Below are 23,929 nucleotides of genomic sequence, written 5' to 3'. Positions count from 1 at the left end.
ACCCATATCAAATTCATTCCGATAAGAATATATAGTATCGGTTATTATCAATAAAAAGCACAATGAAATCAGAATTAGGGCAACTTTCATTCTTTTGTTCATTGACTATAGTTTTAGTTTGGGTTCTTCCTCTTCAAAATCATCTTCTTGGGCACGTTTTAAAATAGGCTCCGGAATGGACTTTTTTGCTTTGGCGCCCATTTTTTTTAGTTTTTCTATGCTGGTAATGATGTTTCCACGACCTTCGACCAGTTTGTTCATGGCACCTTTGTATTCATCTTTAGCATCATCCATTTTTTTACCGACTTTGGTCAGGTCGCTGACAAAACCTTCAAATTTATCATAAAGAGCACCTGCTTGGCGGGCAATTTCAATAGCATTGCGTTGCTGCTTTTCATTGTTCCACATGCTATCTATAGTGCGAAGCGTGGCCAATAGCGTAGACGGAGTAACTATGACTATATTTTGCTCAAATGCTTTGTTGTACAGTGAATTATCATTGTTGATGGCAATGGCGAATGCTGGTTCTATTGGGACGAACATCAATACAAAATCAGGACTTTCCATTTCGTACAGATCCTCATACTTTTTTGCCGATAGTTGATCTACGTGTTTTCTTAACGAATTGATATGGTCTTTTAAGAACTTTTCCCGTAGTTCATCTTCTGCGTTGACATAGCGCTCGTAATCGGTTAATGAAACTTTTGAATCAACTATCATTTTTTTACCATCGGGTAGGTTGATGATAACGTCCGGTAAAACACGAGAACCATCTTCACGGGTAAAACTTTGTTGTACGCTATACTCTCTGTCTTTTTCCAAACCGGACTTTTCCAAAACACGTTCCAATACCAATTCACCCCAATTCCCTTGCATTTTACTATCACCTTTTAAGGCTTTAGTAAGGTTCTCGGCCTCTTGGGTAATCTTTAAGTTTTGTGTTTGTAGATTCAGTAGTTGCTCTTTAAGTGCAGAATGAATGCTTATGTTTTCTTTTTGGCTTTCCTCTACCTTTTTTTCGAACAATTGAATCTTTTCGTTCAAAGGCGTAAGAATGTCTTTGATATTTTTTTCGTTTCGCTCAGTAAATTTCAAACTCTTTTCTTCCAGAATTTTATTTGCGAGATTTTCAAACTCTTTGGTGAATTTTTCCTGAAGCTTCTCTACTTCATCTTTTTGTTCCCGATTTTTGAGCTGTAAGTTCTCTAAATCGGCCTGATAGCGTATTATTTGATGACCTAACTGCTCTTTTTCATCCTGTAGGTGTTTTTTGTGCTCCTCGGTATCACTAAGGCGTTGCTCCAAGACCGAAAGGTTGTTATGCAATTGCTGTTCTCGCTCTTCTAAAGCACTTTGGCTGGATTTTGTTTTTAGGCCTTGGATATAGTTTCCCAAAAAAAAGCCTACAGCAAGGCAAATTAGTCCAATGATGATATAAATTAGGGTTTCGTTCATTTTATTTTAAAAGTGATAGGTAAAGATACAAGTTACTTCCGAATACGAAAAGAGCCCGTTTGGGCATCAAAGGCAATGGCATCTTTGGGAAACAAACCTTCAAAGTGTTTATTTTCAATCAATTTGCACGGTTCGTCAAAAGGGTTCTCTTTCCCATTCAAAATCAATATTTTATCACTGAGCTGTATGGTCATTTCTATCTCATGACTGGTAAACAAAATGGTTTTTTGGGTTTTGTTCGCTATAAATTTCAATAATTTCAATATTTGGACTTTGTGGTACAGATCAAGATGTGTGGTAGGTTCATCCAAAAGAATAACATGGGTGTCTTGGGCCAAAGCCCGAGCGATCATGACACGTTGCAGCTGACCATCACTAAGTTCAAAACACCTTTTATTTTTTAAATCTTCTAGCTCCAACAGTTGTATGGATTTATTTATTTGGGTTTTATCCTTTTTGGTAAGGCGACCAATCCAATTCGTGTAGGGTTGTCTGCCCAGTGCTATCAATTCGGTTACGGTCATGTTTTTAGAAGCAACGGGCTCAGTCAATACCACGCTTATTTTTGATGCAAGTTCCAATGTGTTATGATTACCGAGATTTTTTCCATCGATTTTTATCGTCCCCGATATTTTGGATTGAAAATTCCCTAAGGTTCGCAGCAGTGTGGATTTCCCGATACCATTGCCTCCTACGATTGCCGTAAGTTCCCCTTGCAAAAGTGTAAAGTTGATGTTGTCACAAACTGATATTGACCCATACCCTATGCATAAGTCGGTTACTTCTAGCGCGGTATGTTGTTTTTTCGTTTTTATGGTATCTATTTTAAATAATAGGGTTGTTTACATAGATAATCTTGTCAAAATACCATTTTTCGCTTTCGAACCAACAGCCATATGACCACGGGCGCACCTAATATACTTGTTATCGCATTTATGGGCAATACATGTACCGAGCCGGGCAATTGCGCTACCGTATCACATAGCAAAAGTATGATAGCGCCATATATGATAACGGCGGGCACCAATATTTTATGATCCGTTGTGTTAAAAATCTGTCGGGTCAAATGTGGAACGGCAAGACCTATAAAAGCGATTGGCCCTGCAAAAGCGGTAACACTTCCTGCCAATAAGCCGGTGGCGACGATAACAATATATCTGGATTTTTTTAGGTCTATACCCAAACTTTGGGCATAGTTTTCGCCCAATAGATATCCGTTCAAAGATTTGACGGAAAGAATGCTCAAAAATAGACCCATTGCAATGATCACCGATAGTATTCCCAGTTGCCCCCATGAGAGATTGCCCACGCTACCGAACGACCAAAATATGAACTGTTGTAATTTTTCTGCATTGGTGAAGTATGAAAGTACGCTTACTATCGCTGTTGTTATGCTACCGAACATTAGACCAATGATCAATAACGCCATCGTGTCCCTAACTTTTGCGGCTACGGTCAAAACGGCCATAAGCACTAGAAAACTGCCAACACTCGATGCGACGGCCAGCGCAATATCGTCGGCGAATCCAAAAGTAAATATCCCGGAGAAAAGTGAAGTTCCCATAATCAATAAAGCCGCTCCCAAGCTGGCCCCGGAACTTATTCCCAGTACAAAAGGTCCTGCCAAGGGATTTCTAAAAAGGGTTTGCATTAATAAACCACTTAAAGCCAAGCCACTACCTGTTAATATGGCCGTAAGTGCTTTGGGAATTCTATAGTTCCATATAATATATTCGAGGGATGTTTTTTCTAACCGACCACCAAAAATTGACGTTATGGTATCTATGAAATCAATCGATACAGAGCCTAAACCCAGGTTTAAGAAAAGACAGAAGCCCAACACAAATAATAACACGATAAACCGTGTGAGATATGTTTGCTGATTTTTCAACTATTCCAAGGGCTTAAAAAAGAAAAGTGTGTGTTGCGGAAGTATTTCCGGATGCAAAATATGAATGAGGTCTTTCAAAACCAAATCCGGTCGTTGTGGTCCTAGCTCATAGTAGAGTATACCGCCAGTTTCTCCCTTTGTGTTTGCAAAAGTATATACTTTTTTTTGTGTAAATGCATCAAATTGCTGATAATGTTGGCTTGCCTTTTTCATATCGTCATATGTGATAAACTGTGCGGGGGCAATCCAAAAATCGGCCTCTTTTGCCTTTTGTAGCACACTTTCCCAACTTAACGATAGGCTCCCGGTACCGGCAGCCTCTCCCCACAGGTAGTTAACATTGGCATCTTTTAGGAATTGTGCCGCCCAGCTATCCCCACCGGGAAGATACCACACATCTTTGTAAAGGGCACCGCTCATTACGCTTGGTTTTATCTTGGTTTTTTTTGCCAGTTCTTTTACTGAATTATAGGATGCCTCTATTTTTTCAAAAATAACTTCGGCCTCTTTTTCTTTTTCGAAAAACGGAGCGAAGAACTTGATCCATTCGGCCTTGCCCAAGGGGGTCTGTTCAGTCCAATCGCCGTTATATACCACGGGAATATTGGAACGCTGTATAGTTTCATAAGCCTTGTTTTGGGCATTGATGCCAAAACCGATGACGACTTCAGGGGAAAGCGATAGTACCATTTCCGTATTGATGGATTCGTTATTGCCTATTTCTATCAGCTTACCTTCATTTATTTTTTTTCTGGCAGCTTTTGACGATATAAATTTTGTATTGGGAAAACCTACAAGCTTATCCAATACATTTAGTGCTTCCAAAGCGGGTATGTGTGTAGTGGAAGTTACGATTACTTTTTCAACAGGAACGGTAACGATAGCATCATATTCATTTTTGTTTAAGTTTATAAATGCCATTTTCTCCTTGGGAACCAAGGCATAGGTAAATCTATCTTTTGCATTTGGCCATGGTGAGCTTATTTTAAGTGTAGTGAGTCCGTTAGCTTGTTTTTCGATTGAAAATCCCTTTGCGTATTCAATTGAGACCTTATCTACCGTGTTTTCAAAAGGGAGAGACTCCTCTTTTTTCTCTTTACAACAAAACCAGATCAATGATAAAAAGAGAAGCGTAATTTTTTTCAAGATAATGTATTTGGATTATACTTTATCAAAAGTAGTATTATTTAAACTTTGGATTGAAAGATTAAACAAAATGTTTACTTTAGCATTGAATCTTGGTTTTCATCATTTTTTTTTGATGGGATTAAAAGGGAATCCGGTGCGAATCCGGAACTGTTCCCGCAACTGTAAGTTTATGCCAAACCGGTTTGGCACCTCTTTACGGAGGAAATTGTTTCTTCAAAAGCCACTGTTCCGAAAATTTTAGGAATGGGAAGGCAAAATAATTTTAAACAAGTCAGGAGACCTGCCAAATTCAAACAACTATTGTTAAACTTTCGGGATAAAGGTTTAGGATTAATATGTGTTGGGGATGTGTATCCTAAAAATTCATGGCTTCTGTTTTTCGAAGGACTTATATGCACGGTAAACCGTTGTAGGATTATTTTTTTTTGAAGTTAAAGGCCGTATTTTTTAGGACCAGCCAAGGTACATGTATATTCTGGGGTATGGGTGCAGACATACCATTCGCTCGAACAGAGAATTAAAAAATGAACAAAAAACTTTTAGGCTTTAGTGCCATGGTTATGCTATGCACTAAGGTTGTTGCCCAACAGCAACAGCAGGACTCCATGAAACTTCAAGAATTGGACGAAGTAGTGGTAAGTGACTCGCGTTTTGTATTAAAACGCGAAAATTCAGGTAAAACGGTCGTTAAAATAACGGCCCAAGAGTTGGAAAGAAATCAAGGACGGTCAATCGCAGAAATCATCAACACCAAAAGCGGTCTTGAAGTGAACGGAAGCCGAAGCTTCTCCGGTCAAAATATATCGGTGTTTGCCCGTGGTGGGAACAACCGTCAAGTTTTGGTACTGGTCGACGGTATACAGGTATCGGACCCTTCCAACGTAAATGGTCAGTATGATTTACGCTTATTGAACACCTTGCAAATACAGAGTATCGAGATCATTAAAGGAGCGGCCAGTACCCTTTACGGAAATTCCGCAGCTACGGCCGTAATCAACATTACCACGAAAAAGGCTCCTGCGGATGGTGTAGCCATGGAGGTTTTGTCAAGTTTGGGAACCAATCAATCGCAAAACGACCAGAATTATAATATTTCTGATTTTTCAAATACGGTAACGGTAGCGGGAAACACAGGAAAACTGTCTATTTTGGCCTCGGGCGGACATCAATTTACAGACGGACTTTCTGCGGCAATCGGAGAGGAGGCCGATGTTTTTTCCAGAATTGATGGAAACCTAAAGTTAGGGTATGTCTTTTCGGATAGATTCAATGTTACCGCAACGGCCTTCTATAATAAATTGAATACCGATTTTGACAATGGTTTCCCTGTGGAAGACGCCGATTTTAGCTTTAGAAGCGAACAATCCCGTTTTGGTCTGTCAACGGAATATATTTACGAAAAGGGCAGCGTACAGATACATACGGCCTTTAATCAAATAACCCGTGATACCCGGTCAAGTTTTCCCACGGCATTCAATTCAGAATCCTTTATTTTGGATGCATTTAACAAATACATTTTTAACGATAAGTTGTATACCATTATCGGAGTAAACATCATTGACCACAAAACTTTTTTTACCGATGACCAAAGCATCAATACCATTGACCCCTATGGTAATGTGGTTTATGTAAGTGATTTTGGGTTGAACATCAATGCAGGTGTCCGTTTGAACAATCATAGCGAATATGGGAGTAACCTTATATATAATTTCAATCCGTCATACCGTATAAAGATCAATGGTGGTTACATCAAATTTTTGGGTTCCTATGCCACTTCTTTTATTGCTCCCAACCTGTCCCAGTTGTTCGGTCCGTTTGGGGCAAACCCCGATTTGGAACCAGAGGAAAATACCACTGTAGAGGGAGGTATTGAGTATAGACCTTCGGATAAATTTCGCTTGAGTGCTCTTTATTTTGATAGGAAAGAAGAGAATTTTATTGATTTTGTAGGGCCGGGGTATATAAATACGTTGGAGGATAGAAATGCTTCCGGACTGGAGATTGAATTTGTCGGAAGGCTTACCGAAGCATTACAAGTATCTTCCAATTATACATTTACCGAGAGCAAGGATAGAGTGATACTCAGGTTGCCAAAACATAAGATAAATGCTGATATTGCTTATACTTTTAGCGGTAAAACGTATACATCGCTATCGTATCAATACGTTTCTGAACGGTTGGATTTTGGAGAGGTACCTTTGGATGCTTTTAGTCTGTTTGATTTTTATCTAAAGCATGATGTAAACGATACGCTGAATTTCTTTGTATCGGTCAATAATATTTTCAATACCGATTATTTTGAGGTTCTAAACTTTACCACTAGAGGGAGGAATGTTAGACTGGGAATGCGGTTAAAGCTTTAAAACAAACTCGGTTTAAACAAAAAACAGCGGTCATTGGCCGCTGTTTTTTTAATTTACTTTTATTGAATAGTTATATTATTTAGAGGTTTGTCCAAATACATATTATCCTTTATTTGGGTAAACATTTTAGAGTTGGTGATAGTGTTTGCAGGCATTTTAACCGTAAAACTTCTTTTCGCGGTTGCGCCGGAAATTTCTTGTAACGCTCTTGCTAATAAAGGTTCGTTCTCGTCACCAAGTACGCCAAGGTTGGCAATATCTTCTGGTAACTCTATATCTGGAGCCAAACCAGAGGTATAGTCAAAAAAACCATCAGCGTTTTCATTTCTGCCACATAAAGGTTGAATAGCCCAGCTGTTGTTGGGGTTTATATTACTTTCTCTAGATTCTGTATAAACGTAAGGAGCACCTTCTCTATTTGGGTCGTCTACAAAAGTCAAAGAAAATTCATTTTTCCCTCTTGTTGTAGTCCCTATATGAATTACATCAACATAAGGAGCAAGACCGTTCATCACTAATTCACTAGCAGAAGCAGAACCGCGCGTAGCCAAAACATATACTTTAGAAAGGTTTAGTGTGTTTATAGGTGTACCATCACCTGTAGTATCTGCAAAAAAATCTTCTAATTGTGCTGCGCCAAATGCAGCTTGTATTTTGGGATTCCAACGCTGTCTTATGTACAAATCATTTGTTCTCGTACCGTAAACCATGCTAGCTAATAAACGAGATGAATTAACAGAACCGCCAGGATTATAACGCATATCCAAAACAAGCTCGCTTACATTGGCAGCTCTCAGTTCCCCAAAGGCATTGTTTAGCTCTTCGTCAAAGTTGCTCGTAAACCTATTGTACATTAAATAACCGACTTTTATGCCATTGACATCTAATGTTTTGGTCAAAAAAACAGGATTTTCAACCAAGTTTTCTTGTTTGTTCAATGTTATTTCATTTCCCGTATCCGTAATCGTATTATCGATAATTGTAGAAATATCTATGGTATACGTATCTAGGTCGAATAACTCATAATTGTTATTACTTGCATTTGCCCTGTCTTGAAATAATTGTTGTCCGTTTACGGTTTTGAAGATATCTCCTCTTTTTACCCCTTTTGCGTCGGCATCTGAACCAGGTACAACATATTGCACAAAACCGAACACATCGTTACCAGAACCAAAGCGTGATAGTCCAAACTCCATACCATTGCTTTTAGAAACTCCTGCGAAGTTGTTTACCAATTCTTTGTAGTCATCGTTAAAAAAACTGAATCTGTCTTCTGTAAATAAGAGTTTTTTAAAAAAATCTTCTGGATTATCCTCTGACCTCAAAAAATTGGTATAATCCTCGTCGTTATTAAAACGTGTATCTGCTAAATCGGTAACATCCGCTTGCCAAAAATACCATAGGTTCATAGCTTTCCACATAAAATCTTGGACTTCTACATTTGCCTGTGGCTGGGGATCAGGCCCTCCTGGCTCAGGAATTCCATTGTCATCATCTTTATTACATCCAATCCATAACAGCGCTATGGTAATCAAAATCAAATATCTTTTCATCTTTTCCATTTTATTTTTTTTTAGTGCATATATAATTTGTCAATAACACCACGATAGGCATCGAGTATAGATGCGGCATATTGCATAGCTATTTCTTATTCAATATTTTAAATTAGAACTTCAATTATCGTTCCAAACATAAGTCTTTTAATAGTTACGTATGGTTCCAGTCTTTAGTTCACATTCTCCCAATTTACTTACATACGGGATAAAAAAAAAGAAATTGTAACAAAATTCGTTATACTTCGTCTTGCTTATGTAAACGGATATGTAATTAGTTTACAAAACAACCACCAAAATGAATCAAAGTGAGTTTTTAAATGTGGTAATGCCTTTTAAGGACAAGTTGTACCGAATGGCAAAGCGGCTATTGGTTTCCGCAGAGGAGGCAGAGGATGCCACCCAGGAAATACTGTTAAAGCTTTGGTCCAAGAACAAAAAGATAAGTGAGTATAAAAGTGTTGAAGCCTTTGCAATGACCATGACCAAGAATTTTTGTCTAGATCGTTTAAAATCAAAACAGGCCAGTAACCTAAAGTTGGTACATAGCAACTATACAAATGAGGACAGCTCTTTACAAACACAAGTTGAGGCAAAAGACAGTGTAAGTTGGGTAGAAAAAATAATGGACGAATTGCCCGAACAGCAAAAAATGGTACTGCAATTACGGGATGTTGAAGAATATGATTTTGAAGAAATATCCGAGTTGTTGCATATGAAACCAACGGCCGTACGGGTAGCCTTATCAAGGGCAAGAAAATTAGTAAGGGAAAAATTAATACAAAAACATAGCTATGGAATTGGATAACATAGAAAAATTATTGGAAAAATACTTTGAGTCTACCACAACAGTGGCCGAAGAAAAAACATTGCGCGACTACTTTTCACAAGAAAATGTAGCAACGCACTTAAGGCAATATGCGCCAATGTTCAATTATTTTTCCAAAGCCAAAGAAGAAACATTTACAAGACAAGTACCCTTAAGACCCAGAAGAAGTAATTTTTACAAGTGGGGTTCCGTTGCTGCCGTAGCAGTTTTGGCCATTGGCATATATTTTGGTAAAGAATACCAAGATGAAAAACAATTGGAAAGGGAAAAAGCCGAATATGCCTACAATGAAACCAAAAAGGCATTGAACCTTTTAGCCGAAAATTTTGGTCGCGGTACAGAGAAGGTGGCCTATTTAAAAGAGTTTGAAGAAACAAAACAAAAAATTTACAAGCATAATTAAAATGAAAAAAACCATGAAAAAGTATAGTACAATATTCGTTTTGGCACTATTGCCGTTGGTAGGCATTGCACAATCTTTATTTGACAAATATGAAGATTTGGACAATGTGACCGCTGTGGTCGTGAACAAAAGTATGTTCAACCTTTTGAGCAAGATAGATGTTGAGGTAGATGATCCGGAAGCCAAGGATTTTATGGACATCGCCCAAAGTGTAAACAGCCTAAAGGTGTTTACCACCGAAGACAAATCGATTGGTCTTGACATGAAGGCATCGGTCGCCAAGTATCTAAAATCAGCTTCTTTGGAAGAATTGATGCGTATCAAAGACAAAGATGCCAATGTAAAGTTTTACATAAAAAGCGGTAAGGACGATGACCACGTTAGTGAACTTTTGATGTTCGTAACCGGAATGAAGTCCGATGTTGAGGTCAATGGCCGAAAGTTTGAAACGGTTTTGTTGTCCTTGACCGGGGATATTGACTTGAATAAAATCAATTCATTGACCAAAAAAATGAATCTTCCGGACGAATTGAACAAAGCCGGGAATAAAAACCGATAATCGGTTTGTAGATACAAACATTTGAATCAATTATAAATTTTAAAGAATATTCATCAATCATTAAAAATCAACAGTCATGAAAAATTTTAAAAAAATCACTGCAATAGTAGCAATGGCCATTTTCCCCATGTTCGGATTCTCGCAATCTATGTTCGATAAGTATGAGGAAATGGACAATGTGGGGTCGGTCATAGTGAATAAGGGTATGATAGATCTTGTCGCCAAAGTTAGTGCTATGTCCGATGACAAAGAAGCACAGGAATTCATGGAAATGGCCCAGGGCTTAAAGGGCATCAAAGTTTTTATCACCGAGGATAAAGCGGTATCGGTAGATATGGGCGCAACGGTACGTAAATATTTGAACTCCTCGAAGTTGGAAGAATTAATGCGCGTAAAGGATAAAGACGTAAACGTTAAGTTTTACATTAAAAACGGTAAAAAGAAAGATCATGTGAGTGAACTTTTGATGTTCGTATCTGGAATGAAGGATTTGGATGTGGACATGAACGGCAGAAAGTTCGAAACCGTTTTGGTCTCTATGACCGGCGATATAGATCTGAATAAAATCGGTTCATTGACCAAAAAAATGAACCTGCCCAACGATTTGAACAAGGCTGGTAAAGGAGAATAATAGTTTTATGTACAGTAACAATATTCAATCTTTCGAGATTGCAAATGCACCTTATATTTGATAAAAACCATAGTTAATGAAAAAATATACAACCTCAATAATAATTGTAGTGATATTGCTACTATCATCATGCTCGTCGACCCAAAGTTTACAGGAGTATTATGTGGATAATCAGGAAAATCCAAATTTTATATCATTGGATGTACCTGCAAGCATTCTAAACTTAGAGGAGACCAATTTGACCGATGTGCAAAAAGAAGCCATTGGTTCGTTGAAGAAACTGAACATATTGGCCTTCAAGAAAAGCCAGGAAAATGTTGCCGAATTTAAGGTGGAACAGGCCAACGTAAAAAAAATCTTGAAGAACGATAAGTTTGTAGAGCTTATGAAACTAAATTCAAGTTATGGCAAAGGGGTAATAAAGTATTTAGGCGATGAGGATGCCATAGATGAAGTTATCGTGTACGGCAGTAGTGATGAAAAGGGTTTCATGTTGATTCGGGTCTTAGGCGACAATATGAATCCAGCCCATTTGGTACAGCTTATGAACGCTTTACAAAAATCGGACTATAAAGGCGAAGGCTTAGGTGAACTTGGTGACTTCTTAAAAGGTTAGAATACAATTTAAATGTTACAAACCCCCAAAACATTCAACGTTTTGGGGGTTTATTTGTTAATGCCATAAAATAATAACAAATTTTATGTGACTTTATGCTTAATTTAAGTGTCATATAATATAATACTAACCTTAAAATTATATCACATTATGGAAGATGCACAAAAATGGATTGACAAAGGAATCGATTTTATAGTTGAATTCGGGCCAAGACTGCTCGGGGCCATCTTGATCTATATTATTGGTTCATGGATCATAAAAAAACTAATGAAACTCCTAAGGAAGGGGATGAGCAGTCAAGAATACGATAAGTCTCTTCAAAAATTTCTTTTGAGTTTAGCCAAATGGGGACTTACCATTTTTTTGGTCATAACCGTCATTTCAACATTAGGTGTTGAAACTACAAGTTTGGCAGCGGTAATAGCAGCTGCGGGCTTGGCCATAGGTTTGGCACTGCAAGGTTCTTTATCCAATTTTGCAGGGGGTGTTTTGATTATCATCTTCAAACCCTATAAAATCGGAGATTTGATAGAGGCTCAAGGTGTATTGGGCTCTGTGAAGGAAATAGAAATTTTCACCACCAAATTGATAACGCCACAAAACAAGTTGGCCATTGTACCTAATGGGGCCATGGCCAACGGTAATATCATAAATTACACTGCCGAGGGTAAAATGCGGGTTGACACCGTTGTGGGGGTTGATTACGGTTCGGACATCAAAAAGACGAAAGAAGTTCTGCTTGAAATGTTGAAAGCCAACCCAAAGGTATTACAAGATCCGGCACCAACGGTCAATGTGGAAGCATTGGCGGATAGCTCGGTAAATTTGGCAGTCCGTCCTTTCTGTAAACCAGAAGATTATTGGGATGTTTTTTTTGCTACCGTTGAAGGCAGTAAGGAAGCTTTGGATAAGGCCGGTATAGAAATCCCCTACCCACACGAGGTACAGATCAATAAGTGAAATTGAGCTTATTGTCATTTCCGTAAAGGTAAGCTGACCTTTACGGAAATGACTTTGCTAAACCCCTGTATAATTGCTAGGGGTAATTTGCTTTAATTCTGTTTTTATGCTTTCTGAAACCTCTAAAGTATTTATAAAATTGGCGATGGATTGCTGGTTTATTCTCTCATTGGTACGTGTAAGGCCCTTTAAGGCTTCGTATGGATTGGGATAACCTTCCCGCCTTAAAATAGTCTGTATGGCCTCAGCGACCACGGCCCAATTATTCTCAAGATCTGTTTCAAACTTTTCTTTGTTCAGCAAAAGTTTGTTTAAACCTTTTAGCGTAGATAAAAAAGCAATTACGGTATGGGCAAAAGGTACACCAACGTTCCTGAGTACCGTACTATCGGTCAAATCTCTCTGTAAACGCGACACGGGCAATTTTGCCGATAAATGCTCAAAAAGGGCATTGGCGATACCTAAATTACCTTCGGAATTTTCAAAATCGATAGGGTTTACTTTGTGCGGCATGGCCGAGGAGCCCACTTCCCCTTGTTTTATTTTCTGTTTAAAATAGTCCATCGAAACATAGGTCCAAAAATCCCTATTTAGATCCAAGATAATGGTATTTATTCTTTTTAATGTATCGAACAGAGCGGCCATATGGTCATAGTGTTCAATTTGAGTTGTGGGAAAGGAGTGGTGCAGCCCTAATTTCTCCTGTACGAATTTTTGACCGAAGGCTTTCCAGTCAATCTGTGGATATGCTACTTTATGTGCGTTATAATTACCGGTAGCCCCACCAAATTTTGCCGCGCTGGGAATATCGTTCAGTAAATTGAACTGTTCCTTCAACCGTTCAACAAATACGGCAATTTCCTTACCTAAGCGGGTAGGGGACGCCGGTTGGCCATGGGTTCTTGCCAACATGGGTATTTCTGACCATTCAGCAGACAGTTCCTTTAATTTTTCAAGTAATTCAAAATACTGTGGCACGTATACTTCGTTCATCGCTTCTTTGATAGAAAGGGGTATGGCCGTGTTGTTTATATCCTGTGAAGTCAACCCAAAATGGATAAATTCTTTGTGTGCCGACAGTCCCAATCGGTCAAAGGCGGATTTGATAAAATATTCGACCGCTTTTACATCGTGGTTGGTAGTTTTTTCAATCTCCTTGATTTCCTGTGCGTCTTTTGCATCAAAATTCATGTAAATTTCCCGCAATAAAGAAAATTTAGAAGTATCAAAATCAGATAGTTGCGGTAATGGTATTTCGCAGAGTGCGATAAAGTATTCAATTTCTACCCTTACCCTATATTTAATGAGAGCTTCTTCAGAAAAATAGGGGGCTAGGTTTTCTATTTTATTTCTATACCGCCCATCAATGGGAGAAATGGCATTTAACGCAGTTAAAGACATAATACTAGGGATTGGTTGAATTTTAAAAAGGCAAAGATACCTATAAGCGATAGAGTTTGAAAGTTTGTTTTTTGTGAGGTGGCACAAATCTATTCCAGTTTTTTCAAAACCATTCTCGCTCTGGCCTTGTATGCTGCGCTGCCCGTATGGTAATTCTGTTCCAGTATCAACCTTAGTTCTGGGTGTATCCAATCAAACACTTCTCCTAATTTTAAAAGGGTCGTCATGGCATATGCCTTTGGGGCTACTTTAAAATTCCCTATTAACCAGTCAAAACAAGCTGCGGTAATTTTTTCCAAATGTTTTATTGTTAACTCTTCTTGGGCTGTAATTTTGTTTTTTGAAAAGTGATTTAGGACCAATTCTTCGCAGATTTTCGCAACCGGTCGTACAGAAGATTCTAAATGTAGCTTATTTATGTTGTTCATAAAGAAATCAAGATGGGGGAAAATCAAAGACAGTTTTTGCTTTGTTACAAACTCCAACACCCATGCTGCTTTGCATGAAATGGGATTATCTTCTTCAAAGGCAATCTGAATAAGGGGTTTTAACAGTTGGGGTTGCTCCAAAACCCTTTTGGACATGTTCAATCGCTTTTCCCTCGTAGCATCCACATAGTTCAATGTTCTGAACAGTTCTTCTTTTGTCATGGGCTGGCCTGGTTTTCTTTGGATATAAGTTTTTCGACCAGGTCAGGTACTGTCTTTGCAGCGGTATTTGGGATGATAGTAATATTTTTATAGTCGGAAGTGGTTACGCTGGGTTTGGGGTCAATAAAATAGATAGGTGTATTTGGTTTGACATAATGTACCAAACTTGCCGCTGGGTAAACCTGCATTGAGGTTCCTATTATAATCAGGATATCGCTATTGCTGGTGATATATGCCGCTTTTTCCAATAAGGGCACTTCTTCACCAAACCAGACAATGTGTGGTCGTAGTTGATGTCCTTTAGGGCAGGTGTCTCCTTGAACAAGGTCTTTTTTCCAATCAACTACAAAATCTTCATCTTTGGTGCTCCTAACCTTTAAAAGTTCGCCATGTAAATGAATAACGTCTGAGCTTCCGGCACTTTCGTGAAGGTTGTCTACATTTTGGGTGATAATGGTAACTTCAAAATAATCTTCCAGATATTTTAATGCTTTGTGTGCCTCATTGGGTAAGACTTCCAATAGTTGCCTTCGCCTTTGATTGTAAAAATCTAGTACAAGTTTTGGGTTTCTTGCAAAACCTTGGGGAGAGGCTACTTCCATGACATCATGCCCTTCCCAAAGTCCATCAGCATCCCTAAAGGTCTTGATGCCACTTTCGGCACTGATGCCCGCACCGGTCAAAACAGTTATCTTTTTTCTCATAAGTGTCGTATGAACTTTATAAAAATAGAGTTTTTATTATATTCGGTTTATGAAGCAGCATCAACTTTTAGCCTATTTGGAAGAATTTATATCCGAGGAACGAAGGGAGCGATTTATTGAGATTCTTGAAAAACGCACCAAATATATCACGGTTGCCATTGAGGATGTATACCAGTTGCACAATACAAGTGCGGTTATACGAAGCTGTGAGGTTTTTGGGGTACAGGAGGCCCATGTTGTTGAAAATAGATTTGGAAAAAGGTTGGACAAAAATATCGCCATGGGCGCCCAGCAATGGGTAGATGTATACCGATACCAAACCACAGCCGATTGTATTGCCACTTTAAGAAATAACGGCTACAAGATCATTGCCACAACGCCACTCGATAATTCGGCGGCACTGAGCGATTTTGAAATCAATGATAAAGTTGCTTTATTCTTTGGAACGGAAAGGGATGGTCTTAGCGACACCGTAATGCAGCAAGCAGATGGGTTTTTAAGAATACCGATGAAAGGATTTACAGAGAGTTTGAATATATCTGTGGCTGCCGCTATCATCTTACAAAATCTTAGCGAAAAATTAGCGAAAACCGATTTACCATGGCATTTGTCCAATGCTGAGAAATTAGAGAAAAGGCTAGATTGGACAAAGAAATCTATTAAAAGTATCGAGGAAATTCTGACACGATATCATCAACTTCATTAATTTTTAATTACATTGTAGCTACAACCAACTAATTGATTAACAAATGTATACGCTACTCTACATCATACCGGGTATTGCCCTGTTGGTAAGCCTACTTGCCATAATAGCCCCAAAATCATACGATGTAAGCCGAGATATCGAAATTTCCAAGCCAAAAGATGAAGTGTTCAATTATCTGAAATACTTGAAAAATATGGATGAATGGTCGCCGTGGGCCAAGAAAGACCCGAACATGAACAAAAAACTCATAGGAATAGATGGTGAAGTGGGGGCTATCAGCTATTGGAACGGTAATAAAGATGTTGGTGAAGGTGAGCAGGAAATAAAAAATATAGTAGAGGGTGATCGTATCGAAAGCGAACTTCGGTTTTTGAAGCCTTGGAAATCCATATCGGATTGCTATACAAAAGTTGAAGATGTACCTAACGGAAAAACCAAGGTAATTTGGGGTTTTACCGGTGAGAATAAGTTCCCGATGAATATTGTGATGCTGTTTATGAGTATGGATAAAATGGTAGGGAAAGATTTTGAGGAAGGTCTTTCTACCTTAAAAACAACCTTGGAAAGTAGGGAATGACATGGAAAACAATATGGTGGGCTGGTTCGAGATTCCCGTAACGGATATGGAACGGGCGAAAAAGTTCTATGAGTCTGTTTTTGAAATTTCAATCGCTATTCATGAACTGGGTGATTTTATCATGGGTTGGTTTCCTATGTTTCCCGGTAAATCCGGAGCTACGGGTTCGTTGGTACAGCATGCGATGTATATGCCCAGTAGCACCCATGGCCCTTTGATCTATTTTTCCTGCGAGAATGTAGTGAACGAATTAAATAGGGTTGAGAATGCTGGCGGCACCATACTTCAAAAAAAGAAAGAAATTGGTGATGGTCATGGCTTTATGGGAATGATAAAAGACAGCGAAGGCAATAGGGTTGCCCTATATTCTCAAAAATAATTTATTCCACCACTTCTAAAAGGGCTATATCAAAATCATTTTCAAGCAACACTTTTCCATTTTTAACTACAATTTCGGTTTCAGAGTATGTATCGTATAGTTTTGTACCATCACCGAAAAAGCCTTTGACCCAAAGTGATTTTTTTCCTTTGGGTAGATCAAGACCAATGACAACTTTATCTGTATAGCCACCATTTGTGTAACTCCTACTGAAAACATAGGGTGTTTTGCCCAGTCTTTTATGTTTTCCTGCACCAACTGCGGGATGGTCGTTTCTAAACCGACCTAGTTTTCGCCAATGGTTCAGTATTTTTTGTGTAGAGGACAAACTATCGATTTCCGACCAATTCATGAACGAACGCAATGTGGCATCACCTTCGGCTGCGTCGATGGTCAAATCCCTTGCACTTTCATCGCCATAGTAAATTTGCGAAGCTCCCGGGGTCAACAATAAAATATTTGCAGATTTGATGGGCATTTTTCTTTCTTTGTCAAAAGGATTGCCATCATCATGTGAGGTCAAGTAGTTGACCGTACCCTTACCGTTTAGTTTACCATGTAGGATATCGTTGTATTTTTTAAATATACTTTCATAATCTTTTGAAGCATCATGTTTTAGTTCAAAATTGATGAGGCTCTTAAAGCCATAATCAAAATAGTCTACCTTTTTATCTCCAAAATCATATTCCCTACCGCTAGATATGCCGTAATTGTACACTTCCCCCACCATGTAAAACGGAGTGCTGTCCAAAACTTGATCTGGATGCTTCTTCTTCCATGTACTAAAAGCATGTGATGCTTCTTTATAGAGTTCTCCCCAAGCTTTTTCATCGGTATGTTTAACAGTGTCTACCCTAAACCCGTCAATGCCTAGATCGTTCACATAATCCGTAAGCCATTTTATGATGTAAAATCTCGGAGCCCTTGGATATCCGGTACGTTCAAAAAACAATTGTAGTTCATCCAACTCTTGGCTAAGGCGACCCTCATTCTTCCATTTGGCAAGCAGGGCATCGGGGAGTTCCACAGCTTCATCGGACTCTGTATAAATGTCCGGTAAATTATCTACCAAAGTACATTTTGTAGTATTTTCATAGGTCGTGAATTGACAGGTCGGTTCGGTGCGAACCCATTCTTTTGGCCAAACGGGGTCGGTATCGGTAACAGGGCCGGTATGGTTTATAACCACATCCATTAAGATTCGGATTCCATTTTTATGGGCTGTTTTGACCATGGTTTCCAGTTCTTTTTTTGTTCCAAAATTGGGGTCAATTGCAGTCCAATCTTTCGTCCAATACCCGTGGTAACCGTATGTATTGCCAGTCCCCTCATTGGTTGAGCCGTGTATTTGCTCAACTACTGGTGTAAACCAAATGGCATTTATACCTAAATCGGAAAAATAGCCATCGTTTATTTTATTGGTTATACCTTGTATATCTCCACCTTTGAACCCTCTTAGAACCGCTGTTGAGTCTGTTCGCCGAAAATTAATGTCGTTTTCCGGATTACCGTTGTTAAAACGATCTGTTAACAAAAAGTAAATATTGGCACCCTCCCAAAAAAATGGACTTCCAGACTTTTTTTCGGTCGGTTTCGTTATATTGTTTTTTTGGGATTCATTCTTTTTTTCATCGATTCCCTTACATGAAAGAAGAAGTAAAGCAGTTACTAAAAAAGCATAACATTTATTCATGGAATATAGCTTTATATAAGATTGGGGAAATACGTAGATAGTACTCTCACCTATTTTTTCTAAAGCTATAAAATGATACTTGAAATAGAAAATTTTATTTTCTCCGGTTCAAGACCTTAAATTCTTCATAACAACTACTGATAGCATCAAGAATTTGTAAGTCGTTGGCCGTTAGTATAAAAGATTTGGAGTAGTTGCAGTTTGTGAGTATATCGTCAATATCAATTTTTTCAACTTGTAGCAACTCGGTCAAAGTCTCCCTATCAAATTTAGAGGCCAACAAATTTCGGATTTCATCATCCTCTTTCATTTTACGAAGTTTACGCATTTGATTGGGCTTTTTGCCAAATAGGTTTCGTAACAAATCTGCCGGATTTAATATTGCACCCAAAACTTTTGTGACCGCGCTCGGATTTTTGTTTCCTGCTTCATAGGCAACGCCTAGGCCCGAAATGCTGTACTGATATGCCGTATTTACAGGAAGATTTTTTGAATCTATCTCTAAATAGCCCGTAAGTTGAAACGGTTTTACGATGACCTCTTCCAAAGCGTATGCAAGTTCGGTAAGTGTGATTTTAGTGTCCTTGAACTTGAACATATCATTGGTGACACGAATTTTCTGTGATTTAAAGCCTAAATAGGAAAAATACAGTGTATCGTTGACCGATGCTGTAATGGTAAACTCCCCTTTATCATTGGTTATGGTACCTTTTACTTTATTAAGATTTAGAACATGCACACTTTCCAACGGTTCTTCGGTCTGGGCATTTACTATTATTGCCTGTAAAGGTTCGCCCTCTTCTATTTCCTGTGAAAAACCTAAAGCACAAACAATCGATAAAAAAAGTGTAAAAAGTAATCTCATAAACACGTATTCCTTAACAGAACGCTAAACAAAACAAAAAAATACGCATTTGCGTATTTTTTTGTAAAGAATTAACTAATAAAATCCATCCCTTTTTTTGCTTCTTCGCTTTCCGGAGCTTTTTTCGCTGCCAGAGAAGCTTCGGCTCCTTCGTTTTCCTTGTCCGCCTTTGTCCCTGTTACGACTTCGCCCTCTATCTCGGCCTTTTCCGCCGCCACTTCCGCCACGTCTGCCACCTCCGCCGGGGTTTTTGGAGACTTCAACGTTCACGAACCTACCATTATCCTTGAATTCTGTAAAGGTCGACAGAATTTTTTCTGTTGCTTCGGCATCGGTATTGAAGAACGAAAAGCTTTCTTTGACATCAACTTTGAACACATCTTCTTTTCCTAGCCCTACAGTGTCACGGATAAAATCTTTGAGCGACATCCAGTCATAACCATCTTTTTCCCCTACATTTATAAAATAACGAACCGAGCCATTGGTCGGCATAGCCGCGCCACGCTGTCCTTTTTCGCCTCGCTCGCCTGAACCGGCAGAATTTAGGTCTGCGGTTTTGTTATAATAGTTCGAAAAACGTGTAAATTCTACCGATACTATTTTTTTAATGAGCTCATCACGGTCTATACCGTCTAAGACATCATTAATCGCAGGTAGATAATTTTCTACATCCTTATTTATTTCGGTATCCTTTATCTTGTTCGCTAGATGATATAGTTGTATCTCACAAATCTCGATACCGGTAGGAATTTTGTTTGCGATAAAGTCTTGCTGTATCTTCTTTTCTATGGCATGTATCTTACGCATTTCGCTACGGGTAACAATGACCATTGAAATACCCGATTTTCCGGCTCTTCCCGTACGGCCACTCCTATGCGTATAAGTTTCTATCTCATCGGGCAGTTGATAGTTGATTACATGAGTAATATCATCTACGTCGATACCTCGTGCGGCAACATCTGTCGCTACCAACATCTGTATTTGTTTCTTACGAAAGGCGTTCATCACCAAATCTCTTTGGTTTTGGCTCAAATCCCCATGAAGTGCCCCGGCATTATAGCCATCTTCTATCAATTTTTCCGCTACTCTTTGCGTATCGCGTTTAGTTCTACAGAACACAACCGAGAAAATGTCCGGATTTGCATCTGCCAATCTTTTGAGTGCAGGGTAACGGTCGCGGCCGCCGACCACATAATATTCATGCTGCACGGTTGATGTACCGGCATTTTTTGCCCCAACGGTGATTTCCTGTGGGTTGTGCATAAATTTCTTGGCGATAACCGATACTTCTTTGGGCATGGTCGCCGAAAATAACCATGTAGATTTTTCTTTGGGCGTGCCCGAAAGGATATCCTTTATATCTTCGTAGAAGCCCATGTTCAACATTTCATCGGCCTCATCCAAAATACAATAATCTATCTTGGAGATATCAACGAGACCACGGCCGATCATATCTTTCATACGGCCTGGGGTAGCTACAACTATCTGTGCACCGCGTTTTATTTGCCTGGCTTGCTCGGTAATGCTCGCTCCGCCGTAAATCGCTACGGTGTTCAATCCCTTTACATATTTTGAATATGCTTGCATTTCATTGGTGATCTGCAAACAGAGTTCTCGGGTAGGGGAGAGTATCAAGCCTTGCGTGGTTTTACTTGAACTGTCTATTTTTTGGATTAGGGGAAAACCAAAGGCTGCGGTTTTTCCTGTTCCCGTTTGGGCTAGTGCGACCAGATCGGTTTCATCTTTCAATAAAATCGGGATTGCTTTTTCCTGTACTTCCGATGGGGTTTCAAAACCCATATCGGCAACAGCATCCAGTAGAGCTTTGTCTAGCCCTAGTGCTTCAAATTTTGTCATAATATGTTATACTTAATCGCGAATATGTGTGTTGCATAGAGCGATTATCGTGTATAACCTATTTAGACTCAGCGCAACACCTGCCATACCGGCGGCGTTAAAATTAAGCGGCAAAGATACATTTATTTATTGATTAATCGGTTTTTGTAGAAAATCAATCAATTTTTGTATGGCTATGCCCCTGTGGCTTATTTTGTTTTTAATCCCCAAAGGGAGTTCGGCAAAGGTTTTGCGATACCCATTAGGTTTAAAAATGGGATCGTAGCCAAATCCGCCTTTACCCATTTTATTATGAACGATTTCCCCTTCTACGGTACCTTCAAAGATAAATTGCTCTTTGTTTAGGTTAAGCGCAATGACTGTCTTAAACCTAGCTGTTCTATCATTTTTATGTTGAAGTTTTTTTAATAGCTTTAGCATATTGTCATCGGGTTTTTTTTGCTCGCCCGCATATCTGGCCGAATAAACACCTGGTTCACCGTTCAATACATCTACCAGTAATCCTGTATCATCTGCAAAGCAGGGGAAATTATAGGTTTTGGCTATATAATGGGCCTTTATTTTAGCGTTTTCCTCCAAAGTACCGCCGGTTTCCTGAATTTCTTCTGTACAACCAATATCTGCTAGCGATACCAGTTCTATGTGTTTTGGAACCATTTTCTTGACTTCTTCAAACTTATTTTGGTTATGTGTGGCAAATACAAGTTTCATAAAATGAAAAAAAACGTTTATATCAAATTGAAATCAAAAGTATTAATTTTAGGGCACAGCTATCAATCGAAAATATGGAGTTAAAACTACCACCTGTATTTATTTTTTTCTTTTATGCATTCACGATGTACCTACTGGCGGAATATTTGCCTTTTGGTTACTTTGATTTTTTCGGAAGAAATTACCTGACTAAAATTTTATTGGCTTTTGCTGTAATCATTGTATTTGCATCCCTAATACAGTTTTTTAGGAACAATACGACCGTAGACCCAAGAAAGCCCTCGAAATCTTCCAAACTGATAACCAATGGTGTTTATGCATATTCTCGAAATCCCATGTATTTGGGTATGTTATTGTCACTGTTGGCCTTTGGGGCATGGCTGGGCAATGCTTTCAATGTTTTATTGGCAGCTGGCTTCGTAGCTTATATGAACAGATACCAGATCATACCTGAGGAGCGGGCATTGCTCAACACATTCGGTAAGTCGTATAGTCAATATCTCACTACCGTAAGAAGATGGTTTTAATATATAACTCATTTCGCTAATATTGTCAATGTATCAGCTTTAAAGCTTATAATAATAAATATTAGCAAATTAACTAATATTTTAATATATTAGCACTTTGACTAATAAATATGGTGGCAATAATCACAGGGGATATCATTAATTCTGGTAACTATCCAGATTCAAAATGGTTAGGAGGTTTAAAGGAGTACCTTTCCACTTTAGGAGATTCCCCAGAAGATTGGGAAATATACAGGGGAGATGAATTTCAATTAAGAATAAAACGTGAACTGGCCTTAAAAGCTGCGATTTACATAAAAGCCTTGTTGAAAAGCATAAAAGGTCTGGATGTTCGTATGGGAATAGGTCTTGGTGTAGAAACTTATAGTGGTATGCGTGTAGCAGAATCCAATGGCCCGGCATACCACCGTTCCGGTAGAACTTTTGAGTCCCTAAAAGAAGATAAGGTAAACATAACCATTGCTACGGGCAGCGGGTTTTACGACGATACTCTTAACCTTATGCTAAAGTTGGCCTTGGATTTTATGGATGATTGGAGCCCGGTTTCTGCAGAAATTGTTGCCTTGGTGTTAGATAACCCCGACGCTTCGCAAACAGCGATTGCCAAACAGCTTAACATTCAACAGTCTGCGGTTAGTCAACGTCAAAAAAGGGCGCGTTTAGATTTGGTACATGATTTATTGGGGTATTATGCTAAAATCTTAAAAGAAATATAGTAATGGTGATGTTTACCAAACTTTTATTGGCCCATTTAATAGGTGATTTTTTATTACAGCCCAACCGATGGGTCATTCACAAAGAGGCCAATAGGGCAGCTTCCAAATATTTGTACTATCATGTACTGCTCCATTTTTTGGTTACGATGATATTGTTGTGGGACTTAAGTTACTGGAATATTGCTTTGGTAATAGCGGTATCCCATTACGTTATAGACTTGGCCAAATTATATACCACACCTTTATTCAAATTAAAAAGTATTCCTTTTTTTATTGACCAAGCGCTACACCTTGTTGTTCTTTATGTTTGTGCGTATTATGAAAATTTACCGGAACATACCATTGCCTTGTTTGAAAAGTTGGATTGGCCATTGGCTACGGCCTTGATATTTGTGACCTTCCCAGCTGCAATAATAATGGGTAAGCTTTTGGAGGCTATGTCCGATAAGATTGAACTGGACCATAAGTCATTGCCCAATGCAGGAAAATATATTGGCATTATTGAACGGTTGTTCGTGTTGATGTTCATTATCTTAGACCGATGGGAAGCCATAGGTCTATTAATCGCGGCAAAATCGGTTTTCCGCTTTAATGACTTGAAAGAAAGTAATAACCGAAAGCTGACGGAATATATACTTATAGGAACCTTGTTGAGTTTTGGCTTGGCAATTATTGCCGGGGTCGTTTATATTAATGTTAGATGATACGATTAAATTTTATTTTCCGGTCTTTCA

Annotated in this window: 25 protein-coding genes and 1 riboswitch; of the genes, 13 read left to right on the top strand and 12 right to left on the bottom strand. The window is 38.7% G+C overall.

The features are described from left to right. Positions 1 to 105: 105 nt before the first annotated feature. From rmuC to HYG79_RS00665, 4 genes are all read right to left on the bottom strand, one after another. The gene (gene rmuC / locus HYG79_RS00680) at positions 106 to 1,455 is read right to left on the bottom strand and encodes a DNA recombination protein RmuC (RefSeq protein WP_179240258.1); all 1,350 of its coding nucleotides are present in this window, start codon (positions 1,453 to 1,455) and stop codon (positions 106 to 108) included. A 32-nt stretch (positions 1,456 to 1,487) separates the two neighbouring features. Next, a complete protein-coding gene (locus HYG79_RS00675; protein WP_317168507.1) occupies positions 1,488 to 2,189 on the bottom strand; it encodes an ABC transporter ATP-binding protein in 702 nt (233 codons plus the stop codon). Between the two features lie 125 nt (positions 2,190 to 2,314). Beyond that, positions 2,315 to 3,346, bottom strand: coding sequence for a FecCD family ABC transporter permease (locus HYG79_RS00670; RefSeq protein ID WP_179240257.1), 1,032 nt, complete (start codon positions 3,344 to 3,346; stop codon positions 2,315 to 2,317). Then, a complete protein-coding gene (locus tag HYG79_RS00665; protein WP_317168469.1) occupies positions 3,347 to 4,492 on the bottom strand; it encodes an ABC transporter substrate-binding protein in 1,146 nt (381 codons plus the stop codon). A gap of 76 nt (positions 4,493 to 4,568) precedes the next feature. After that, positions 4,569 to 4,797: riboswitch (cobalamin riboswitch) on the top strand. A gap of 222 nt (positions 4,798 to 5,019) precedes the next feature. Here HYG79_RS00665 and HYG79_RS00660 point away from each other — a divergent pair. After that, on the top strand, positions 5,020 to 6,858 hold the full coding sequence (locus HYG79_RS00660; protein ID WP_179240256.1) for a TonB-dependent receptor plug domain-containing protein: 1,839 nt from the start codon (positions 5,020 to 5,022) through the stop codon (positions 6,856 to 6,858). 59 nt (positions 6,859 to 6,917) lie between these two features. Here HYG79_RS00660 and HYG79_RS00655 read toward each other — a convergent pair whose 3' ends face one another. Then, the gene (locus tag HYG79_RS00655; RefSeq protein ID WP_179240255.1) at positions 6,918 to 8,411 is read right to left on the bottom strand and encodes a S41 family peptidase; all 1,494 of its coding nucleotides are present in this window, start codon (positions 8,409 to 8,411) and stop codon (positions 6,918 to 6,920) included. A gap of 298 nt (positions 8,412 to 8,709) precedes the next feature. Here HYG79_RS00655 and HYG79_RS00650 point away from each other — a divergent pair, with 298 nt between their 5' ends. From HYG79_RS00650 to HYG79_RS00625, 6 genes are all read left to right on the top strand, one after another. Then, the gene (locus tag HYG79_RS00650; RefSeq protein ID WP_179240254.1) at positions 8,710 to 9,219 is read left to right on the top strand and encodes an RNA polymerase sigma factor; all 510 of its coding nucleotides are present in this window, start codon (positions 8,710 to 8,712) and stop codon (positions 9,217 to 9,219) included. Then, entirely contained in the window at positions 9,206 to 9,643 is a 438-nt protein-coding gene (locus HYG79_RS00645) for a hypothetical protein (protein ID WP_179240253.1), read from the top strand. Before HYG79_RS00650 ends, HYG79_RS00645 begins: the two co-directional genes overlap by 14 nt. A gap of 13 nt (positions 9,644 to 9,656) precedes the next feature. After that, positions 9,657 to 10,202: a DUF4252 domain-containing protein gene (locus HYG79_RS00640; RefSeq protein WP_179240252.1), complete on the top strand. Its 546-nt coding sequence runs from the start codon at positions 9,657 to 9,659 to the stop codon at positions 10,200 to 10,202. 76 nt (positions 10,203 to 10,278) lie between these two features. Beyond that, on the top strand, positions 10,279 to 10,833 hold the full coding sequence (locus tag HYG79_RS00635; RefSeq protein WP_179240251.1) for a DUF4252 domain-containing protein: 555 nt from the start codon (positions 10,279 to 10,281) through the stop codon (positions 10,831 to 10,833). A gap of 76 nt (positions 10,834 to 10,909) precedes the next feature. Beyond that, the gene (locus HYG79_RS00630; protein WP_179240250.1) at positions 10,910 to 11,449 is read left to right on the top strand and encodes a DUF4252 domain-containing protein; all 540 of its coding nucleotides are present in this window, start codon (positions 10,910 to 10,912) and stop codon (positions 11,447 to 11,449) included. A 150-nt stretch (positions 11,450 to 11,599) separates the two neighbouring features. Next, positions 11,600 to 12,409, top strand: coding sequence for a mechanosensitive ion channel family protein (locus tag HYG79_RS00625; protein ID WP_179240249.1), 810 nt, complete (start codon positions 11,600 to 11,602; stop codon positions 12,407 to 12,409). Positions 12,410 to 12,466: 57 nt separating this feature from the next. Here HYG79_RS00625 and purB read toward each other — a convergent pair whose 3' ends face one another. The 3 genes from purB to HYG79_RS00610 form a co-directional block, all read right to left on the bottom strand. After that, complete coding sequence (gene purB, locus HYG79_RS00620) at positions 12,467 to 13,810, bottom strand: adenylosuccinate lyase (RefSeq protein WP_179240248.1); 1,344 nt, start codon at positions 13,808 to 13,810, stop codon at positions 12,467 to 12,469. A gap of 89 nt (positions 13,811 to 13,899) precedes the next feature. Next, the gene (locus HYG79_RS00615) at positions 13,900 to 14,460 is read right to left on the bottom strand and encodes an adenylosuccinate lyase (RefSeq protein ID WP_179240247.1); all 561 of its coding nucleotides are present in this window, start codon (positions 14,458 to 14,460) and stop codon (positions 13,900 to 13,902) included. After that, complete coding sequence (locus HYG79_RS00610) at positions 14,457 to 15,164, bottom strand: SIR2 family NAD-dependent protein deacylase (protein ID WP_179240246.1); 708 nt, start codon at positions 15,162 to 15,164, stop codon at positions 14,457 to 14,459. The genes HYG79_RS00615 and HYG79_RS00610 overlap by 4 nt, the downstream gene beginning before the upstream one ends. 49 nt (positions 15,165 to 15,213) lie before the next feature. Between HYG79_RS00610 and HYG79_RS00605 the strand changes: the two genes are divergently transcribed. The 3 genes from HYG79_RS00605 to HYG79_RS00595 are packed head-to-tail and all read left to right on the top strand — an operon-like array spanning position 15,214 to position 16,826. Continuing rightward, positions 15,214 to 15,870, top strand: a complete 657-nt coding sequence (locus HYG79_RS00605; RefSeq protein ID WP_179240245.1) for a TrmH family RNA methyltransferase — start codon at positions 15,214 to 15,216, stop codon at positions 15,868 to 15,870. A gap of 43 nt (positions 15,871 to 15,913) precedes the next feature. Next, the gene (locus HYG79_RS00600) at positions 15,914 to 16,447 is read left to right on the top strand and encodes an SRPBCC family protein (protein ID WP_179240244.1); all 534 of its coding nucleotides are present in this window, start codon (positions 15,914 to 15,916) and stop codon (positions 16,445 to 16,447) included. A gap of 1 nt (position 16,448) precedes the next feature. Next, positions 16,449 to 16,826, top strand: coding sequence for a VOC family protein (locus tag HYG79_RS00595; protein WP_179240243.1), 378 nt, complete (start codon positions 16,449 to 16,451; stop codon positions 16,824 to 16,826). A 1-nt stretch (position 16,827) separates the two neighbouring features. Here the strand turns inward: HYG79_RS00595 and HYG79_RS00590 are convergent, their stop codons facing one another. The 4 genes from HYG79_RS00590 to HYG79_RS00575 form a co-directional block, all read right to left on the bottom strand. Beyond that, a complete protein-coding gene (locus tag HYG79_RS00590) occupies positions 16,828 to 18,519 on the bottom strand; it encodes an alpha-amylase family glycosyl hydrolase (RefSeq protein ID WP_179240242.1) in 1,692 nt (563 codons plus the stop codon). A 94-nt stretch (positions 18,520 to 18,613) separates the two neighbouring features. Next, entirely contained in the window at positions 18,614 to 19,384 is a 771-nt protein-coding gene (locus HYG79_RS00585) for a carboxypeptidase-like regulatory domain-containing protein (protein WP_179240241.1), read from the bottom strand. A 75-nt stretch (positions 19,385 to 19,459) separates the two neighbouring features. After that, a complete protein-coding gene (locus tag HYG79_RS00580) occupies positions 19,460 to 21,241 on the bottom strand; it encodes a DEAD/DEAH box helicase (RefSeq protein WP_179240240.1) in 1,782 nt (593 codons plus the stop codon). A gap of 126 nt (positions 21,242 to 21,367) precedes the next feature. Next, the gene (locus HYG79_RS00575; protein ID WP_179240239.1) at positions 21,368 to 21,952 is read right to left on the bottom strand and encodes a non-canonical purine NTP diphosphatase; all 585 of its coding nucleotides are present in this window, start codon (positions 21,950 to 21,952) and stop codon (positions 21,368 to 21,370) included. 74 nt (positions 21,953 to 22,026) lie between these two features. Between HYG79_RS00575 and HYG79_RS00570 the strand changes: the two genes are divergently transcribed. From HYG79_RS00570 to HYG79_RS00560, 3 genes are all read left to right on the top strand, one after another. Further along, the gene (locus tag HYG79_RS00570; RefSeq protein WP_179240238.1) at positions 22,027 to 22,479 is read left to right on the top strand and encodes a methyltransferase family protein; all 453 of its coding nucleotides are present in this window, start codon (positions 22,027 to 22,029) and stop codon (positions 22,477 to 22,479) included. A gap of 110 nt (positions 22,480 to 22,589) precedes the next feature. Continuing rightward, complete coding sequence (locus HYG79_RS00565) at positions 22,590 to 23,195, top strand: SatD family protein (protein WP_179240237.1); 606 nt, start codon at positions 22,590 to 22,592, stop codon at positions 23,193 to 23,195. An 8-nt stretch (positions 23,196 to 23,203) separates the two neighbouring features. Next, entirely contained in the window at positions 23,204 to 23,899 is a 696-nt protein-coding gene (locus HYG79_RS00560; protein WP_228027905.1) for a DUF3307 domain-containing protein, read from the top strand. Positions 23,900 to 23,929: the final 30 nt, after the last annotated feature.

The organism is Costertonia aggregata, assembly GCF_013402795.1.
Lineage (GTDB): Bacteria > Bacteroidota > Bacteroidia > Flavobacteriales > Flavobacteriaceae > Costertonia > Costertonia aggregata.
Note: the sequence above shows the minus strand (reverse complement) of the source record. Positions and strands in the feature narration are given on the sequence as shown.

Bases quoted from the DNA above. Each gene is read 5' to 3' on its own strand.
- rmuC (WP_179240258.1), bottom strand. From the start codon at position 1,455: ATGAACGAAACCCTAATTTATATCATCATTGGACTAATTTGCCTTGCT.
- HYG79_RS00660 (WP_179240256.1), top strand. From the start codon at position 5,020: ATGAACAAAAAACTTTTAGGCTTTAGTGCCATGGTTATGCTATGCACT.
- HYG79_RS00655 (WP_179240255.1), bottom strand. From the start codon at position 8,411: ATGAAAAGATATTTGATTTTGATTACCATAGCGCTGTTATGGATTGGA.
- HYG79_RS00650 (WP_179240254.1), top strand. From the start codon at position 8,710: ATGAATCAAAGTGAGTTTTTAAATGTGGTAATGCCTTTTAAGGACAAG.
- HYG79_RS00645 (WP_179240253.1), top strand. From the start codon at position 9,206: ATGGAATTGGATAACATAGAAAAATTATTGGAAAAATACTTTGAGTCT.
- HYG79_RS00640 (WP_179240252.1), top strand. From the start codon at position 9,657: ATGAAAAAGTATAGTACAATATTCGTTTTGGCACTATTGCCGTTGGTA.
- HYG79_RS00635 (WP_179240251.1), top strand. From the start codon at position 10,279: ATGAAAAATTTTAAAAAAATCACTGCAATAGTAGCAATGGCCATTTTC.
- HYG79_RS00630 (WP_179240250.1), top strand. From the start codon at position 10,910: ATGAAAAAATATACAACCTCAATAATAATTGTAGTGATATTGCTACTA.
- HYG79_RS00625 (WP_179240249.1), top strand. From the start codon at position 11,600: ATGGAAGATGCACAAAAATGGATTGACAAAGGAATCGATTTTATAGTT.
- purB (WP_179240248.1), bottom strand. From the start codon at position 13,810: ATGTCTTTAACTGCGTTAAATGCCATTTCTCCCATTGATGGGCGGTAT.
- HYG79_RS00615 (WP_179240247.1), bottom strand. From the start codon at position 14,460: ATGACAAAAGAAGAACTGTTCAGAACATTGAACTATGTGGATGCTACG.
- HYG79_RS00610 (WP_179240246.1), bottom strand. From the start codon at position 15,164: ATGAGAAAAAAGATAACTGTTTTGACCGGTGCGGGCATCAGTGCCGAA.
- HYG79_RS00605 (WP_179240245.1), top strand. From the start codon at position 15,214: ATGAAGCAGCATCAACTTTTAGCCTATTTGGAAGAATTTATATCCGAG.
- HYG79_RS00600 (WP_179240244.1), top strand. From the start codon at position 15,914: ATGTATACGCTACTCTACATCATACCGGGTATTGCCCTGTTGGTAAGC.
- HYG79_RS00595 (WP_179240243.1), top strand. From the start codon at position 16,449: ATGGAAAACAATATGGTGGGCTGGTTCGAGATTCCCGTAACGGATATG.
- HYG79_RS00590 (WP_179240242.1), bottom strand. From the start codon at position 18,519: ATGAATAAATGTTATGCTTTTTTAGTAACTGCTTTACTTCTTCTTTCA.
- HYG79_RS00585 (WP_179240241.1), bottom strand. From the start codon at position 19,384: ATGAGATTACTTTTTACACTTTTTTTATCGATTGTTTGTGCTTTAGGT.
- HYG79_RS00580 (WP_179240240.1), bottom strand. From the start codon at position 21,241: ATGACAAAATTTGAAGCACTAGGGCTAGACAAAGCTCTACTGGATGCT.
- HYG79_RS00575 (WP_179240239.1), bottom strand. From the start codon at position 21,952: ATGAAACTTGTATTTGCCACACATAACCAAAATAAGTTTGAAGAAGTC.
- HYG79_RS00570 (WP_179240238.1), top strand. From the start codon at position 22,027: ATGGAGTTAAAACTACCACCTGTATTTATTTTTTTCTTTTATGCATTC.
- HYG79_RS00565 (WP_179240237.1), top strand. From the start codon at position 22,590: ATGGTGGCAATAATCACAGGGGATATCATTAATTCTGGTAACTATCCA.
- HYG79_RS00560 (WP_228027905.1), top strand. From the start codon at position 23,204: ATGTTTACCAAACTTTTATTGGCCCATTTAATAGGTGATTTTTTATTA.